This window comes from Saccharopolyspora sp. 7B, from assembly GCF_020177435.1.
GTDB classification, from domain to species: domain Bacteria; phylum Actinomycetota; class Actinomycetes; order Mycobacteriales; family Pseudonocardiaceae; genus Saccharopolyspora_C; species Saccharopolyspora_C gregorii.
On record NZ_JAIUKC010000032.1, the window covers coordinates 1 to 16135 of the forward strand.

13 protein-coding genes are annotated in these 16135 nt (G+C 72.8%); 10 read left to right on the top strand and 3 right to left on the bottom strand.

Features of this window, described 5'->3' with window-relative positions; genetic code table 11:
- The 7 genes from LCD33_RS06615 to LCD33_RS06645 form a co-directional block, all read left to right on the top strand.
- Positions 1–337 (top strand): zinc-binding dehydrogenase (locus LCD33_RS06615; RefSeq protein ID WP_374228426.1); only part of this gene is annotated, 337 nt, incomplete at its 5' end.
- The gene (locus LCD33_RS06620; protein ID WP_224956275.1) at positions 337–966 is read left to right on the top strand and encodes an MBL fold metallo-hydrolase; all 630 of its coding nucleotides are present in this window, start codon (positions 337–339) and stop codon (positions 964–966) included. The genes LCD33_RS06615 and LCD33_RS06620, both read left to right, overlap by 1 nt.
- Positions 967–999: 33 nt before the next feature.
- The gene (locus LCD33_RS06625) at positions 1000–2226 is read left to right on the top strand and encodes a sensor histidine kinase (protein ID WP_224956274.1); all 1227 of its coding nucleotides are present in this window, start codon (positions 1000–1002) and stop codon (positions 2224–2226) included.
- Between the two features lie 58 nt (positions 2227–2284).
- The gene (locus tag LCD33_RS06630; protein ID WP_224956273.1) at positions 2285–2977 is read left to right on the top strand and encodes a response regulator transcription factor; all 693 of its coding nucleotides are present in this window, start codon (positions 2285–2287) and stop codon (positions 2975–2977) included.
- Between the two features lie 83 nt (positions 2978–3060).
- On the top strand, positions 3061–4107 hold the full coding sequence (locus LCD33_RS06635; protein WP_224977622.1) for a Gfo/Idh/MocA family oxidoreductase: 1047 nt from the start codon (positions 3061–3063) through the stop codon (positions 4105–4107).
- Between the two features lie 118 nt (positions 4108–4225).
- A complete protein-coding gene (locus tag LCD33_RS06640; RefSeq protein ID WP_224956271.1) occupies positions 4226–6604 on the top strand; it encodes a phosphoketolase in 2379 nt (792 codons plus the stop codon).
- A 2-nt stretch (positions 6605–6606) separates the two neighbouring features.
- Positions 6607–7704: an acetate/propionate family kinase gene (locus LCD33_RS06645; protein WP_224956270.1), complete on the top strand. Its 1098-nt coding sequence runs from the start codon at positions 6607–6609 to the stop codon at positions 7702–7704.
- A 14-nt stretch (positions 7705–7718) separates the two neighbouring features.
- On the opposite strand, the gene LCD33_RS06650 is transcribed toward LCD33_RS06645, so the two are convergent.
- The 3 genes from LCD33_RS06650 to LCD33_RS06660 form a co-directional block, all read right to left on the bottom strand.
- Positions 7719–9140, bottom strand: a complete 1422-nt coding sequence (locus tag LCD33_RS06650) for an FGGY-family carbohydrate kinase (protein ID WP_224968293.1) — start codon at positions 9138–9140, stop codon at positions 7719–7721.
- A 10-nt stretch (positions 9141–9150) separates the two neighbouring features.
- On the bottom strand, positions 9151–10347 hold the full coding sequence (locus tag LCD33_RS06655; protein ID WP_224956268.1) for a CaiB/BaiF CoA-transferase family protein: 1197 nt from the start codon (positions 10345–10347) through the stop codon (positions 9151–9153).
- A 109-nt stretch (positions 10348–10456) separates the two neighbouring features.
- Positions 10457–12154 carry a thiamine pyrophosphate-binding protein gene (locus LCD33_RS06660; RefSeq protein WP_224968291.1) on the bottom strand — a complete coding sequence of 566 codons (1698 nt, stop codon included), beginning with the start codon at positions 12152–12154 and terminating at the stop codon, positions 10457–10459.
- Between the two features lie 354 nt (positions 12155–12508).
- Here LCD33_RS06660 and LCD33_RS06665 point away from each other — a divergent pair, with 354 nt between their 5' ends.
- From LCD33_RS06665 to LCD33_RS06675, 3 genes are read left to right on the top strand one after another with little or no spacing between them, the layout of a single operon-like run.
- Positions 12509–13900 carry an MFS transporter gene (locus LCD33_RS06665; RefSeq protein WP_224977623.1) on the top strand — a complete coding sequence of 464 codons (1392 nt, stop codon included), beginning with the start codon at positions 12509–12511 and terminating at the stop codon, positions 13898–13900.
- Positions 13897–15084: a CaiB/BaiF CoA-transferase family protein gene (locus LCD33_RS06670; protein ID WP_224956265.1), complete on the top strand. Its 1188-nt coding sequence runs from the start codon at positions 13897–13899 to the stop codon at positions 15082–15084. Before LCD33_RS06665 ends, LCD33_RS06670 begins: the two co-directional genes overlap by 4 nt.
- A gap of 24 nt (positions 15085–15108) precedes the next feature.
- A complete protein-coding gene (locus LCD33_RS06675; protein WP_224956264.1) occupies positions 15109–16119 on the top strand; it encodes a MaoC family dehydratase in 1011 nt (336 codons plus the stop codon).
- Positions 16120–16135 lie beyond the last annotated feature (16 nt).

Below are 16135 nucleotides of genomic sequence, written 5' to 3' on the forward strand. Positions count from 1 at the left end.
TCTGGTGATCGATGCGGTGGGGGTGCCTGCGACGTATGAGCAGGCGTTCTACGCGCGGGATCTGGCCGGGACGGTGGTGCTGGTGGGGGTGCCGACTCCGGAGATGAGGCTGGAGTTGCCGTTGCTGGAGGTGTTCGGCCGGGGTGGTGCGTTGAAGTCGTCGTGGTATGGGGATTGCCTGCCGAGTCGTGATTTCCCCATGCTGGTGGAGATGTATCTGCAGGGCAGGTTGCCGTTGGAGAAGTTCGTGACCGAGGAGATCTCGTTGGACCAGGTCGAGTCCGCCTTCACCAAGATGCACGACGGAGAGGTCCTCCGTTCGGTGGTGGTGTTCTGATGAGCGCCCGCATCGACCACACCACGACGTCGGGCACCTTCTCGCTCGACGGCGAGACCCACCAGGTGGACAACAACGCGTGGGTCGTCGGCGACGACCAGGAATGCGTCGTCATCGACGTGCCGCACGACGTCGACGCGATCAAGAAGCTGATCGACGGACGCACCGTGCTGGCGATCCTCGCCACCCACGCCCACGACGACCACGTGCGCAAGGCGCCCGAGCTCGCGGCGGAGGTCGGCGCCCCGATCTTCCTGCACCCCGACGACCAGGTGCTGTGGCAGCTCACCCACCCGGACCGGGAACCCGAGCGCACCCTCGCCGACCGGCAGGTCATCGGCGTCGCGGGCACCGGGCTGCAGGTGCTGCACACCCCGGGGCACGCGCCCGGCTCGGTGTGCCTGTACTCGGCGGACCTGGGCACCGTGTTCACCGGCGACACCCTGTTCGCGGGCGGGCCCGGCGCCACCGGACGGTCCTACTCGGACTTCGGCGTGCTCGTCGAGTCCATCCGGGACCGGTTGCTCACGCTGCCCGAGGTGACCACCGTGCACCCCGGTCACGGAGAGAGCACGACGATTGCCGAGGTTTTGCCCCAGTTCGATGAATGGGTCGCCCGCGGCTACTGATTTCGGGCACTCGGTGTGCGCATACTGCGGGGCGTGCCGAATGCGTTGGTGAAACGAGCGTTCCTGCTCGACCTCGCCATGGTCGTGCTGTTCACCGTCATGCACGCCCTGATCCTGCATCTCGAATCACCAGGGCCGCCCGGGCGGCCCTGGTGGTCGATGATGCTGGTCACCGTGCCCGCCTTCGCGCTGCTGCTGGTGCGGCGCAGGTGGCCGTGGGTGTCGCTGCTGGCGGGCTTGGCCGCGGCGACCACGTTGACCCTGGTGGGGGTTCCGGAGAACCCGCTGAACTTCACGATCCTGGTGGGCGTGTACTCGGTCTGCCAGCGGAGTGGGACCGTGGGGGCCGTGACGGCCACCGTGCTCGCGATGCTCTGGCCGGTGCTGTACTCGTGGTACGACCCGCCGTTGTCCGCGTTCGTGAGCACCGTGATGGCGTCCATCGACCTGTTCATGGTCGTCGGGCTCGCCTACGCCGTCCGCTTCGGCAGGCAGCGGGCCGCCCAGCTGGAGCACACCGTGGAACTGCTCGACCAGGCGCGGGACCAGCTCGCGGCCGAGGCGGTCGCGGGGGAGCGGGCCCGCATCGCCCGCGAGTTCCACGACATCGTCTCGCACAACCTGTCCGTGGTGGCGCTGCGGGCCGGCGTCGCCCGGGCGCTCGTGGACCGGGATCCGGGGCACGCGGAGCAGACGCTGCGCGAACTGGAGCACACCTCGCGGGCCGCGCTCGGCGAACTCCGCGGCCTGCTCGGCAGGTTGCGCGAAGAACCCGCGGAGCAGGGCGCCGCTTCCGGCGACGATCCCGGCCGGCATCCCGCACCCGGCCTGCACCGGGTGGACCACCTGGTGGAGTCGGTGCGCGGCACCGGTGTCGTGTGGCGGCTGGACCGCCGCGGCGAGGTGCGCGAACTCGGGCCCGGCGTGGAGATGGCGGCCTACCGCATCGTGCAGGAAGCCGTGACGAACGTGCTCAAGCACGCGGGCAGCGGCTACGCCCGGGTCCTGCTGGACTACGGCAGCGGCGCGCTGCGCCTGGAGGTCACCAACCACGCCACCGGGCCGGACAGCTTCGCGCGCGGACTCGCCGAGAAGGTGCCCGGACTGTCCCCGGTGCGCGGCGGTGGATCGGGCCGCGGGCTCATCGGCCTGCGGGAACGCGTCGCGCTGCTGGGCGGGACGTTCACCGCGCACCCGGTTTCGAACGGGTTCCACTTGGCGGCCGTGCTACCGTGCCCGGAAAATTCGGACCTTGCCTGACCCGTATTTGAAGCCGGTTCCGGCCGGTGCGCGGCGGCCCGAACCGAGGAGGTCCGTGGTGGAGCACCCCGCGGAGACGACGGTGCTCGTCGCCGACGACCAGGCGATGATCCGCGCGGGACTGGTGGCGCTGCTGTCCGCCGAGCCCGACCTGCGAGTTCTCGCCGAAGCCGAGGACGGTGCCGCCGCGGTGGCCGCCGTGCGCAGGCGGCGCCCCGACGTGGTGCTGATGGACGTGCGGATGCCCGGGATGGACGGCATCAGCGCGGCCCGCGAGATCATGACCGCCACCGAGGGCGGGACCTCGGTCATCATGCTCACCGTGCACGACCTCGACGAGTACGTGTACGCGGCGCTGCGCGCCGGGGCCAGCGGCTTCCTGCTCAAGGACGCCCCACCGGAAGAACTGGTGCGCGCGGTGCACACCGTCGCCGCCGGGGAGGCGCTGCTGGCGCCGCGCGTGACGCGGCGGCTGCTGACCAGGTTCGCCTCGCTCGGCGTCCGGGACGCCTCCACCGAGCTCAGCGGGCTCACCAACCGCGAGCTGGACGTGCTGCTGGAGGTCGCGCGCGGCGGCTCGAACGCCGACATCGCGCGGAACCTCGGGCTGGCCGAGCTGACGGTGAAATCGCACCTGTACCACGTGATGCAGAAGCTGCACCTGAGCTCGCGGACCCAGCTGGTGATCACCGCTTATGAGACCGGGTTGGTCTCCCCAGGCCAAGTGAACGGCCCAGAAGCCCCCGTCTGAAATCCGGCCTGTCCTCTGCTCCGAATGGCGGGGGTGTCCGGCCCGGGCGCCGCGTCACCGCTGCCGCGGGGTGTAATGGGGGGATGAGTGCTGCGCTGCGGGTGGGGTTGGTCGGGTACGGCATCGCCGGGGCGGTGTTCCACGCGCCGCTGATCGCGGCGAACCCGGGGCTCGAACTGTCCGCTGTGGTCACCCGGAACCCGCAGCGGCGCGGCGCGCTCGACGCCGCGCACCCCGGCACCGCCGTCGTCGACGGCGTGCCCGCGCTGCTCGACCGCGGTGGGCTCGACCTCGTGGTGGTGGCCAGCCCGAACCGGCTGCACGTCGAGCACACCACCGAGGTGCTGCGCGCCGGGCTGCCCGTGGTGGTGGACAAGCCGTTCGCACCCACCGCGGCGGCGGCGCGGGAGCTCGTCGCCGAGGCGCGGCGCCGTGACCTGCTGCTGACCGTGTTCCAGAACCGCCGGTGGGACAACGACTTCCGCACCCTCGCCAGGCTGATCGACGCCGGGGAGCTCGGCGCGGTGCACCGCTTCGAGTCCCGGTTCGAGCGCTGGGTGCCGACGCCGAAGACCGGCTGGCGCGAATCCGGCGGGCCCGAGGAGGCGGGCGGCGTGCTCTACGACCTGGGCAGCCACCTCATCGACCAGGCGCTGGCCCTGTTCGGCCCGGTCGCGAGCGTCTACGCCGAAGTGGACGCGCGCCGCCCCGGCAGCGCGGTGGACGACGACACCTTCCTCGCGCTGACCCACACCGGCGGCGTCCGCTCGCACCTGTGGGTCGGCAAGTTCAGCGCCCAGCACGGCCCGCGGCTGCGGGTGCTCGGTGACCGCGCCGGCTACACCAAGTACGGGCTCGACCCGCAGGAGGCGGCGCTGAAGAGCGGGGCGCTGCCCGGCGCGGACTGGGGTGTCGAAGCGGAGTCGCTGTGGGGCGAGCTCGGCACCGTCGAGGAGTCGCGGCGGGTGCCGACCGAACCGGGCGCCTACCCGGAGTTCTACGACCTGCTGGTCACCGCGCTGCGCGACGGTTCGGCACCGCCGGTGGACCCGGCCGACGCCATCACCGGGCTGGAGATCATCGAAGCGGCCCGCCGCTCCGCCGCCGAAGGCCGAGTCGTGCACCTCTGACCGGACCGCGGCCCGACAGTCCTGATCGATCTCCGGCGAGAGCGGGGATTGCGGCGGCGGCGGGCTGGGAACGCTGCGGGGTGAAGCGATCCCGCACGGCGTTCCCCGGAGGTTCCGGATGGCCACCCTCACCGCCGACGCACCCGCCGACCTCGACGCGCGCGAACTCCAGCGCGTCGACCAGTGGTGGCGGGCCGCGAACTACCTGTCCGCGGCGCAGATCTACCTGATGGGCAACCCGCTGCTGCGGGAACCGCTGCGACCCGAGCACGTCAAGCCGCGACTGCTCGGCCACTGGGGCACCACGCCCGGACTGACCTTCCTGTACGCGCACCTCAACCGCGCCATCCGCCGCCGCGACCTGGACATGATCTACGTGACGGGCCCGGGGCACGGCGGGCCGGGCGTGGTCGCCGCGACCTGGCTGGAAGGCACCTACGGCGAGATCTACCCGGACGTCGCGCAGGACGTGCCGGGGTTGCAGCGGCTGGTCACCCAGTTCTCCTTCCCCGGCGGCATTCCCAGCCACGCCGCACCGGAGACGCCCGGGTCGATCAACGAAGGCGGCGAACTCGGCTACTCGCTGGCGCACGCCTACGGCGCCGCGTTCGACAACCCGGATCTGACGGTGGCCTGCGTGGTCGGCGACGGGGAGGCGGAGACGGGGCCGCTCGCGGCCGGTTGGCACTCCAACAAGTTCCTCGACCCGGCGCGGGACGGCGCGGTGCTGCCGCTGCTGCACCTCAACGGCTACAAGATCGCGAACCCGGCGGTGCTGGCCCGCATCCCCGAGCACGAGCTGCTGGAGCTGCTGCGCGGCTACGGCTACGAACCGCGCGTGGTGTCCGGGTCCGATCCGGCGGTGATGCACCGGTCCTTCGCCGCGGCCCTCGACGGCTGCCTCGACGAGATCGACCGCATCCGCTACCGCGCCCGGCACGAGGGCGTGGTGGAGCGCCCGCGCTGGCCGATGATCGTGCTGCGCACCCCGAAGGGCTGGACCGGGCCCGATGTGGTGGACGGGCAGCAGGTCGAAGGCACCTGGCGGGCGCACCAGATCCCGCTCTCCGACCCGCGCGGCGACCCGGACCACCTGCGGCAGCTGGAGGACTGGCTGCGCAGCTACCGGCCGGAGGAGCTGTTCACCGCCGACGGCGCGCCGGTCGAGGAGATCCGGCGGCTCAACCCGAGCGGCACGCGGCGGATGAGCGCCAACCCGCACGCCAACGGCGGCCTGCTGCTGCGCGGGCTGCGGCTGCCGGACTTCCGCGAGCACGGCGTACCGGTGCCCGAACCGGGCGCCACCAGCGGGGAGGCGACCCGGGTGCTCGGCGAGTTCCTGCGGGACGTGCTGACCCGCAACCGGCTCGCCGCGAACTTCCGGCTGTTCTCCCCGGACGAGAACAACTCGAACCGGCTCGGCGCCGTGCTGGCGGCGACCTCCCGCGCGTGGATGGGGGAGCCCGACCCGGGCGACGACTCGCTCGCCCCGGACGGGCGGGTGATGGAGGTGCTGTCCGAGCACACCTGCCAGGGCTGGCTGGAGGGCTACCTGCTCACCGGCAGGCACGGGTTGTTCTCCTGCTACGAGGCGTTCGCGCACCTGGTGGACTCGATGCTTAACCAGCACGCGAAGTGGCTGAAGGTGAGCACCGGGCTGGCGTGGCGGCAGCCGATCGCCTCGCTGAACTACCTGCTCACCTCGCACGTGTGGCGCCAGGACCACAACGGCTTCTCGCACCAGGACCCCGGGTTCATCGACCACGTGGTGAACAAGAAGGCCGAGATCGTGCGGGTCTACCTGCCCCCGGACGCCAACACGCTGCTGTCGGTCGCCGACCACTGCCTGCGCAGCCGGGACTACATCAACGTCGTCGTCGCAGGCAAGCAGCCCGCCCCGCAGTACCTCGGCGTGGACGACGCGGAAGTGCACTGCACCAAGGGGATCGGCATCTGGGAGTGGGCGAGCACCGACCGCGACGGCGAACCGGACGTGGTGCTGGCCTGCGCCGGGGACGTGCCGACGATGGAGACCCTCGCCGCCGTGGACCTGCTGCGCCGCCGGTTCCCCGAGCTGCGGATGCGGGTGGTCAACGTGGTGGACCTGATGCGGTTGCAGGACGCGCGGGAACACCCGCACGGGCTGTCCGATGTGGAGTTCGACGCGCTGTTCACCACCGACAAGCCGGTGATCTTCGACTACCACGGCTACCCGTGGCTGATCCACCGGTTGACCTACCGGCGGCACAACCACGCGAACCTGCACGTGCGCGGCTACCAGGAGGAGGGCACCACCACGACCCCGTTCGACATGTGCGTGCTCAACGAGATCGACCGGTTCCACCTCGCCATCGAGGTCATCGACCGCGTCCCCGGACTCGGGTACCGGGCGGCGCACGCGCGGGAGGAACTGCTCGGCAAGCTCGTCGAACACCGGCGGTACGTCACCACGCACGGCGAGGACCTGCCGGAAGTCCGCGACTGGAAGTGGAGCTGATCATGCGGGTGCTGACGGTCAACGCCGGATCCAGCAGCCTCAAGCTGCGCCTGCTGCACGACGACGAACAGGTCGCCGGGCACGACGTGCAGCACTGGCGGGGCGAGCCGGACCCGGTCCGGGACTTCTTCCACGAGCACGGCGCGCAGGCCATCGGGCACCGCGTGGTGCACGGCGGCCCGAAGCTGCAGGGGCCCGCGGTGCTCGACGAGGCGCTGCTGCGCTACCTGTCCGAGCTCACCGAGCTCGCGCCGCTGCACCAGGCGCGCGCGCTCGACGCGATCCGCGCCGCCGCCGAGTGCGCGCCCGGCACCCCGGCGGTGGCGTGCGTGGACACCGCGTTCCACACCACGCTGCCGGAGGCGGCCCGCACCTACGCGCTGCCGAAGGAGTGGAACGAGCGGTGGGGGCTGCGCCGGTACGGCTTCCACGGCCTCTCCCACGGCTACGCGTCCCGGCGCGGCGCCGAACTGGCCGGGCTCACCGGCGGGCGGGTGCTCAGCTGCCACCTCGGCGCGGGCGCGTCGCTGGCGGCGGTGCGCGACGGGCGCTGCGTCGACACCACCATGGGCTTCACCCCGGACGAGGGACTGGTGATGGCGACCCGCAGCGGTTCGGTCGATCCGGGACTGCTGGAGTGGTTGCTGACCAGCGGGAAGGTCGGGGTGGACGAGCTGTGCACCGCGCTGCGGACGCGGTCCGGGCTGGCCGGGCTCGCCGGTGGGTCCGGCGACCTGCGGGACGTGCTGACCGCGAGCGCCGACTGCGACCAGGACGCCGAACTCGCCTACGACGTGTACGTGCACTCGCTGGTGCGGCACGCGGGCGCCATGGTCGCGGCGATGGGCGGGCTGGACCTGCTGGTGTTCACCGGCGGCGTGGGGGAGCACCAGCCGCGGCTGCGCGCCGAGGTCGCGGACCGGCTCGGCTTCCTCGGGGTGGCGGTGGACCCGGAGCGCAACGCGGCGGCCGACGCGGACGCCGACATCGGCGAGGCGGGTGCCCGGGTGCGCAGCGTCGTCGTCGAATCCCGCGAGGACCTGGAGATCGCGCGGCAGACCGCGCGGGCCCTCACCGCCGAGCCGGTGCCGACCGGGTGAGCGGGCCGCGTCGGCTAGCTCGGTGTGCCCTCCCGGTCGGCGAGCCACCCGGCGAACAGCTCCTCGTACCGGCGCGCCCGCACCGGATCGGGCTCGACCCGCCGCAGCTCGCAGCCCAGCAGCGACCGCGCTTCGTCCAGGTCGGCGGTCGCGCCCGTGCCGACCAGGCCCACCGCCGCGGCCCCGAGCAGCGTCACGTCCGGTTCGGCGCACACCAGCACCGGCCGCCCCAGCACGTCCGCGCGCAGCCGCGTCGCCACCGGTGAGCGGGTGAGGCCACCGGCCAGCAGCACCGGCAGCCGCCCGGACTCCGGCGGGTCGAGCAGGTCCACGCCCTCGCGCACCGCGAACGCGGCGCCTTCCTGGGCCGCGCGCACCAGGTGCGCCGCCGAGTGCGCCGGTTCCTGACCGAGCAGCGCGCCACGTTCCTCGGGCCGCCAGCGCGGGAACCGGCTGCCGGTGGTCGCGGGCAGCATCCGCAGCCCGTCGGCGCCGGGCGGCACCGCGGCCACGTCCTCGTCCGCCACCGGCCCGACCAGCTCGCGCCACCCGGCGACCGCACCGCCCGTCATGCCGGTGGCGCCCCCGGCCACCCAGCGATCCCCGAGCAGCGCCGGGTTGAGCAGCGCCGACGGTGGAGCCGAGGTGTCGTCGAGCAGCCGCCCCACGACATCGGTGGTGCCCGCGACGTCGGCGATGCCCCCGACGTGCGACCCGAGCAGCAAGCCGATGCCGATCGACCCGTCCGGCCCGCCTGCCAGCACCGGGGTCCCCGCGGGCAGCGCGCAGCGCGCTGCGGCCTCCCGGTGCACCTCGCCGAGGACGTCGGCCGCCCGGACCTGCTCCGGCAGCCAGCGCGGGTCGATGCCCAGCGCCTCCACCGCGGGCACGTTCCACGTCCGGCCCGGCACGTCGGCGAGCAGCGTGTACGCGGCGTGCACCGGGTCCGTGCCGACCCGGCCCGTCAACCGGGCCACGAGGAAGTCCTTCGGGCTCAGCAGGTGGCGCACCCGGGAGGCCACCGCCGGATCGCGGCGCAGCGCGAGCGCGCGGGCCAGCGCGCCACCGGTGATCGCCGGGCGCCGCGCCGCCCGCAGCAGCGCGTCCCGCAGCCCCGGGTCGACCGCGCGCAGCTCGTCGAGCCCGCGCGGATCCGACCAGCCGCCCGCCTCGTCCACCGGCCGCAGCCGCTCGTCCACCGCGACCACGCCCAGGTGGGCGGAGACCACCAGCGCCGAGACCGGCGAGCGGGGGAGGGCGGCGAGCGTCGAGGCCACGTCGGCGCACAAGCGCTCCGCGTCGAACCGCTCACCGCTCCCCGCCGGCCGCTCCACCCGAGCGCGGCCGCGGATCGCCCCCTCCGCGTCGACCGCGGCCGCGCGGATCGCGGAGGTGCCCACGTCGACGGCGACGACGCAGCGCGCACCCCGGTTCATCGGCGCCCGCTCACACCGCACCGCCGTCCCGCAGCCGCGCCAGCTCCTCGGCGCTGCGACCGAGCAGTTCCCGGTAGACGTAGTCGTTGTCCTCGCCGACCGTCGGCGGTGCCTTGCGGGTGGTGGGCGGGCTCTTGTCCATCTTCACCGGGTTGCCGGGCAGCCGGAGCCGTCCCAGCTCCGGGTGTTCGACGTCCACGACCATGTCGCGGGCGGCGATCTGCGGGGAGGCGGCGACCTCGGGGACGGTCGCCACCTTGGCGCAGGGAATGCCCGCGTCGCCGAGCACCGCACCGATCTCGGCGCAGCTGCGGTGCGCCGCCCACTCGGCGACGGCCCGCTCCAGCGGTTCCTGATCGGCCATCCGGCCCGCGACGGTGCGGTACTCGGGCACCTCCAGCAGGTCCTCCCGGCCGATGGCGCGGCACAGCTTCGGGAACAGGCCGTTGGTGCCCGCCTGCACGTACACGTCTCCGTCGAGCGCCGGATACACGTTGACCGGTGCGGTGAGCAGGTCGCGCGATCCGCTGCGCGGCATGTCCAGGTCCAGCATCAGGTGCGCGATCAACCGGGTGCCCAGCGTCGCGAACATCGAGTCCAGCGAGGCCACGTCGACTCGTTGGCCCTCCCCGGTGGCCTTGCGGTGCGCGATCGCGGCGAACGCGCCGATCGCCGCCTGGTAGCCGGTGACGTAGTCGGCGATGTAGGTGCCGGTCAGCGTCGGTTTCCCGTCGGCCTCCCCGGTGATGGACATCAGCCCGGAGGAGGCCTGCGAGATCGCGTCGAACAGCGCCCGCTGGGACAGCGGCCCGGTCTGGCCGTAGCCGGAGATCGACACCAGCACGACGTCCGGTTTGAGCTCCACCATCCGCTCGTAGCCGAGGCCCATCCGCTCGACCGTGCCGGGCCGGTAGTTCTCCACCACCACGTCGGCCCAGCGCACCAGGTCTTCGAGCACGGCGAGCGCCTCGGGGTGGCGGGTGTCGAGGGTGGCGCCGTGCTTGTTGCGGTTGTAGAGCATCGTGTAGACGCTCTCGCCCTCGTAGTAGGGCTCGTGGTGGCGCGCGTCCTCACCGCCGGGGCGTTCGACCTTGACGACCTCCGCGCCGAAGTCCGCCAGGATCTGCGCGCAGATCGGCCCCGCGATGAACCGGGACAGGTCCAGGACCTTCAGCCCGTCGAGCGGGCCGGGTGATCCGGATGGCATCGTCGCCCTCCTCCTCGTGCCGCCGGGCCGCGTCGCCCGGCGTTCCCATGGTGCGCCGCGGTGCGCGCGGTGGTTCCGCCGCGCGGAGCGAGCGCGAAGTCCGATCGGCTCAGCTCTGCGGGCGGTGCGGGGTGAACGCGGGATAGGTCCAGGCGTTGGCCGCGCGGTCCAGCACCACGTCGATCAGGAACGGGCGGCCGGTGGCGAACGCGTCCTTCGCGGTGGTCAGGAGCTCGTCGACCTCGGTGACGCGCGCGGCGGCGACGCCCATCCCGACGGCGACCCGGGCGAAGTCCACGTCGCCGAAGTCGACGCCGGTGGTGCGGCCGTCGAAGTGCAGCTCCTGCTCCTGTCGGATGTTGCCGTAGCTGGAGTCGTTGAGGACGACCAGCACGACCGGGCCGCCGGTGCGGGCCAGCGTCTCCAGCTCGCCGAGGCTCATGCCCAGCGAACCGTCGCCGATCAGCGCCAGCACCGGGGATTCCGGGTCGGCGGCGGCGCAGGCGATGGCCGCGGGCAGCGCGAAGCCCATGTTCCCGAAGCCGACGGGCTTGAGGTAGCGGTGCGGCAGGTCCATCTCCCACAGGAACGACCACACGCCGGGGTTGCCCGCGTCCGGGATCAGCACCGTTTCGGCGGGAGCGACCTCGCGCAGCGCGCGGACCGCGGCGGCGGGCGCGATGGTGCCGGCGGTGACCGGTGCGCGGGATTCCGAGCGCGCCCACCACTCGCGTTCGGCGCCCTGCAGCTCGTCGAGCCAGCCGACGCGTCCGGCGCGGGCCTGCTCGGCGCGGTCGGCGGTGGCGGTGCGCAGGTCGCGGCTGAACGCGGCGAGATCGCCGACGACGCCGGTGGTGCTCTCCGCGTAGTAGCGCCCGATCATCGCCGGGTCCACGTCCACCTGGACGACCTGCGGCAGCCGCAGCCGCCACCGCCCGGTGGACACCGCGTTGAGGCTGTTGCCCAGCGCCAGCACCAGATCCGACTCGGCGACGACCCGCGAACTGAGGTTGGTGCCCATCCGGGACAGCGCGCCGAACACCAGCGGGTGCGTGGTGGGCACCGCGCCGATCCCGTTGAAGGTCGTGACGACGGGGATGCCGAGCGCCTCGGCCAGCGCCAGCACCTCGGCGCCGCCGCGGGACCGGTTGCCGCCGTTGCCGAGCCAGATCACCGGGCGTTCCGCGGCGAGCACCCGTTCGGCGATCTCGGCGATGCGGGCGGGGGAGGCGACCGGCCGGTCCTCGACCCAGGAACGCGCCGGGTGCACCGCGGGTACCTCGGGCGCGTCGGCGAGCACCTGCTCGATGGTGTCCCGGGCGAAGTCGAGGTGCACCGGCCCGGGATTGCCGGTCATGGCGTTGACGTAGGCCTCCTCCATCGCCTGCTTGATCGAGGAGTCGTGCGCGACGAGGCGGGAGAACTTGGTGAACGGCGCGAAGATCTGCACGTGATCGGCGTTCTGCGCGTCGTCCTTGTGGATGTTCTCGCCGTTGTTGTTGCAGGTGATGATGATCGCCGGGCTGGAGTCGCGGAACGCCCCGCCGACCCCGGTGAGCAGGTTCGTGGCACCCGGGCCGGTGGTGGCGATGGCGACCGCGGGCCGCCCGGTGCGGCGGCCGTGCGCGTCGGCCATGACCGCGGCGGCGCCTTCGTGCCGGGTGTGCACGAACTCGATCGACGGGGTGTCGATGAGCGCGTCGGTGATCGCGAGGGTCTGGCCGCCGACCACGCCGAAGACGTGGGTGATCCCGAGCGATTCGAGCATCGTCACGACGAGCTGACCGCCGGTGGGCTTGTCCGACATCCGTGCATCCTCACTTCGCGTTGGGCAGGTCCGCCGGTGGCGCGCGGCGGGTTCGCGTCCCGGCTCCGCCCCGGCCGGTGTCCGGATCTCCAGGGGGTGCGCGGGGTTCCTCCTCGGCCGGCTCGCGCCGGGCGGGTCGCCCCTTGACCGGGGCGGTGCGTCGGGCTTTACTGTAGCTCGAAACGGCTAGTTGTCTAGTCTTTTGTTCGGTGCGATGACCGGGCATCGTCGAGCACCCCGCGCACGACCAGCGGAGATCCCGGCGCGCTCCGCGGCGCAGGCGCCGGACGCGCGCACCTGCCGCGACCGGACCGGCCGACGACACCTGAACCACAGCGACAACGGAGTCAGCACATGGTCAGTGGCCCACCACCCACCTCCCCACCGGAGCACGCCCCCGACCGGCGGCGGCTGACGCGGCGCGCGGCGTTCGCCAGCCTCGTCGGGACCGCCGTGGAGTGGTACGACTACTTCATCTTCGGCACCGCCTCCGCGCTGGTGTTCGGCACGCTGTTCTTCCCCGGCGACGACCCGGTCGTCGGCACCCTGTCCGCGTTCGCGGTGTTCGGCGTCGGCTTCTTCGCCCGCCCCGTCGGCGGCATCGTGTTCGGGCACCTCGGCGACAAGATCGGCCGGAAGGCCGCACTGGTCACCACGCTGCTGATGATGGGGACGGCGACGTTCCTCATCGGGCTGCTGCCCACCGCCGCGGTCATCGGGATCTGGGCACCGGTGCTGCTGGTGCTGTGCCGTCTGGTGCAGGGGCTCGGCGTCGGCGGCGAGTGGGGCGGGGCCTCGCTGGTCGCCGTCGAGTTCGCGCCCCCGGGCAAGCGCGGCCTCTACGGCACCTTCCCGCAGATCGGCAACGCCGTCGGACTCGTGCTGAGCACCGGCGTCTTCGCCTGGGTGTCCACGCTGCCCGAACCGCAGCTGATGTCCTGGGGCTGGCGGGTGCCGTTCCTGCTCAGCGGGGTGCTGATCGCGCTGGGCATGGTCATCCGGCTCAAGCTCACCGAGACGCCCGCTTTCCAGGCCGCGCAGCGCAGCCTCGACGCCGACGCCGACGCGGCGGAGAAGCCGCCGCTGGGCCAGGTGCTGCGGCACTTCCGGCGGCCGCTGCTGCTGGCGATGGGGATGCGGCTCGGCGAGGTCTTCGCCGGCTACCTCATCCTCACCATCGGGCTGGCCTACGCCACGAGCTACACCGACCTGCCCGAGACCGACGTGCTGCTGGCCGGGACGGTCGCCGCGGTGCTCGCGCTGTTCGGCTACGGCGCCTCCGGGCTCGCCTCCGACCGCTGGGGCAGGCGCGCCGTGTTCGCGTTCGGCGCGGTCGCCGGGCTGGTGCTGGTGTTCCCGTTCTTCTGGGCGCTCGACACCGGGTCGGTAGCGCTGATGTTCGTGGTCTACGTGGGTTTCTACGTGCTCTCGGTCGGGCCGATGTACGGCGTGGAACCGGCGTTCTTCGCGGAGCTGTTCGGCACCAAGGTCCGCTACACCGGCATCTCGCTGGCCGCGCAGCTGCCCGGCATCCTGATCGGGCTGTGGCCCGCCGCCTCCACCGCGCTGCTGCTGGCCACCGGCGGCGATCCGTGGCCGGTCGCCGCGATCACCGGTGGATTCGTCCTCATCGGACTGGTGTGCGCGTGGCTGGCGCCGGAGACCAGCAGGCTCGACATCGACGGCACCGGTGGCACCGACGCACCCGCCGCCGCACCCGCCGTCGACGGGGGAGGAGTGCGATGACCGCGCCACCGCTGGACGGGCTGCGGGTGCTCGACCTGTCCCGGTTCATCGCCGGACCGCTGTGCTGCCAGATCCTCGGCGACATGGGCGCCGAGGTCATCAAGGTCGAGCGGCCCGGCGGCGAGGACTCGCGGCGCAACGTGCCGCACCACCGCGGGCACAGCCTCTACACGCTCAACTACAACCGCAGCAAGCACGGCATCACCCTCGACACCCGGCACCCGAAAGCGCTGGGAGTGCTGGAAGAACTCGTGCGCGGCAGCGACGTCGTGGTGGAGAACTTCCGGCCCGGAACGCTCGCGAAGATGGGCCTCGGCTGGGAGCGGATCCACGAGCTCGACCCGCGTGCCGTCCTCGTGTCGATCTCCGGGTTCGGCCAGACCGGCCCCAACCGGGACCGCGCCCTGTTCGACGCGATCGCGCAGGCCGCCTCCGGGCTGATGAGCATGACCGGCACGCCCGACGGCCCGCCCACGATGGCCGGGGCGTTCGTCGCCGACCACATCGCCGCCTTCCACGGCGTGATGGGCGCGATGATGGCGCTCGCCGCCCGTGCCCGCACCGGAGACGGCCAGCACGTCGACATCTCCTGCCTGGACGCGCTGTTCTCCTGCATGGGCACGCTGCCCGCGGCTTGGCGGATGCTCGGCGAGGAGGTCGGGCGCACCGGCAACCGGGACCACATCACGGTGCCCGCCAACGCCTATCCCACCGCCGACGGGTACCTGTACCTGCACGCGGGCACCGACGCGCTGTTCCCGCGGCTCGCCGCCGCGATGGGGATGCCCGAGCTGACCGGCGACCCGCGGTTCGCCGACCAGGAAGCCCGGTTGGTGCACGTCGAAGCGCTGGACGACGTGGTGCGCGGCTTCACCCGGCGGCACACCTCGGAGCGGATCGGGGAGCTGCTCGCCGCGGCGGGCGTGCCGTACTCCCCGGTCAACAGCGTCGCCGAGGCGACCGACTCGGCGCAGGTGCGGGCCAGGGACATGATGATCGAGGTGGAGCACCCCGAGCTCGGCACCCTCGTGCTGCCCGGGCTCGCCCTCAAGCTCGGCGGCACGCCCGGCTCGGTCCGCAAAGCACCGCCGCTGCCCGGCGAGGACAACGCCGAGGTCTACCCGCGGCTGCTCGGCCTGGACGCCGACGAGCTCGCCGCGCTGCGCGCCGACGGCGTGATCTGACCCCCGACAGGAAGCGAGAACCGCATGACCTGGCGAGATCTGACCGATCCGCGCGCGGTCGCCCACGGCGTGGACCACGAGGCCGGGCTCAAGGAACCGGTCTTCGAGAACCTGAGCATCCCCGAGCACTTCGGGCCCGTCACCGTCCTCGTCGACGACCACAAGATCAAGCGGTACGCGTTCACCCAGGACGACCACCACCCGTGGCACTTCGGCCCGAGCCCGTTCGGCGGCCGCATCGCGCACGCGGGGCTGCTGTCCAACGACCTCGTGCAGCTGTTCACCACCGCCTACCGGGCGAGCCGCACCGTCGGGCTGCACACCGAGGAGCAGCTGTGGTTCGACGGGCCCGCGCACCTCGACGAGGAGGTGGTGCTGGCCGGGTCCTACGTGGACTCCTACACCCGGCGCGGCCAGGACTACGTGGTGATGGAGGCGAGCGCCACCGCCGCCGACGGACGCGGCATCCTGCGGCACCGCGGCGTCGAGATACTGCGCACCCGGCCCGGTGACGTCGCAGGCCGCAACCGGACCGGTGGTGGCGGCACGGCCGGGACCGTCGACGGCACCTTCGACCCGGACGCCCCCACCGCGGTCGCCGGAACGCCGACCGTGCGGCCCGGGGCGCCGCTGCCGCCGCTGCACGTCACGATCACGCAGGAGCAGGCGTCGGTGTTCTCCCGCTGCGGCGAGTACGTCCGCAACACCCACAGCGACCTGGCCGTGGCCAGGGAGGCAGGGCTGCGCATCCCCATCGTGCAGGGACAGCAGCAGTGCGGGCTGATCACCGGGATGCTCACCCGCTTCTTCGGCGCCGACCTGTTCACCGGTGGATGGCTGCGGGTCAAGTTCATCAACCCCGTCGAGGTCTTCGAACCCCTGGAGGTGGGCGGTGCCGTCACGGCCGTGCAGGAAGCGGGCCCCGGGCGCCTCGCGATCGACGTCGAAGTGTGGGTGCGCCGCGCCGACGGCAAGCTCAGCACCGTCGGCTGGGCGCGCGCCGAAGCCCCCGAAACCGCCCCGCGGCGGACCTGAGCGTCCGCACCGGGCG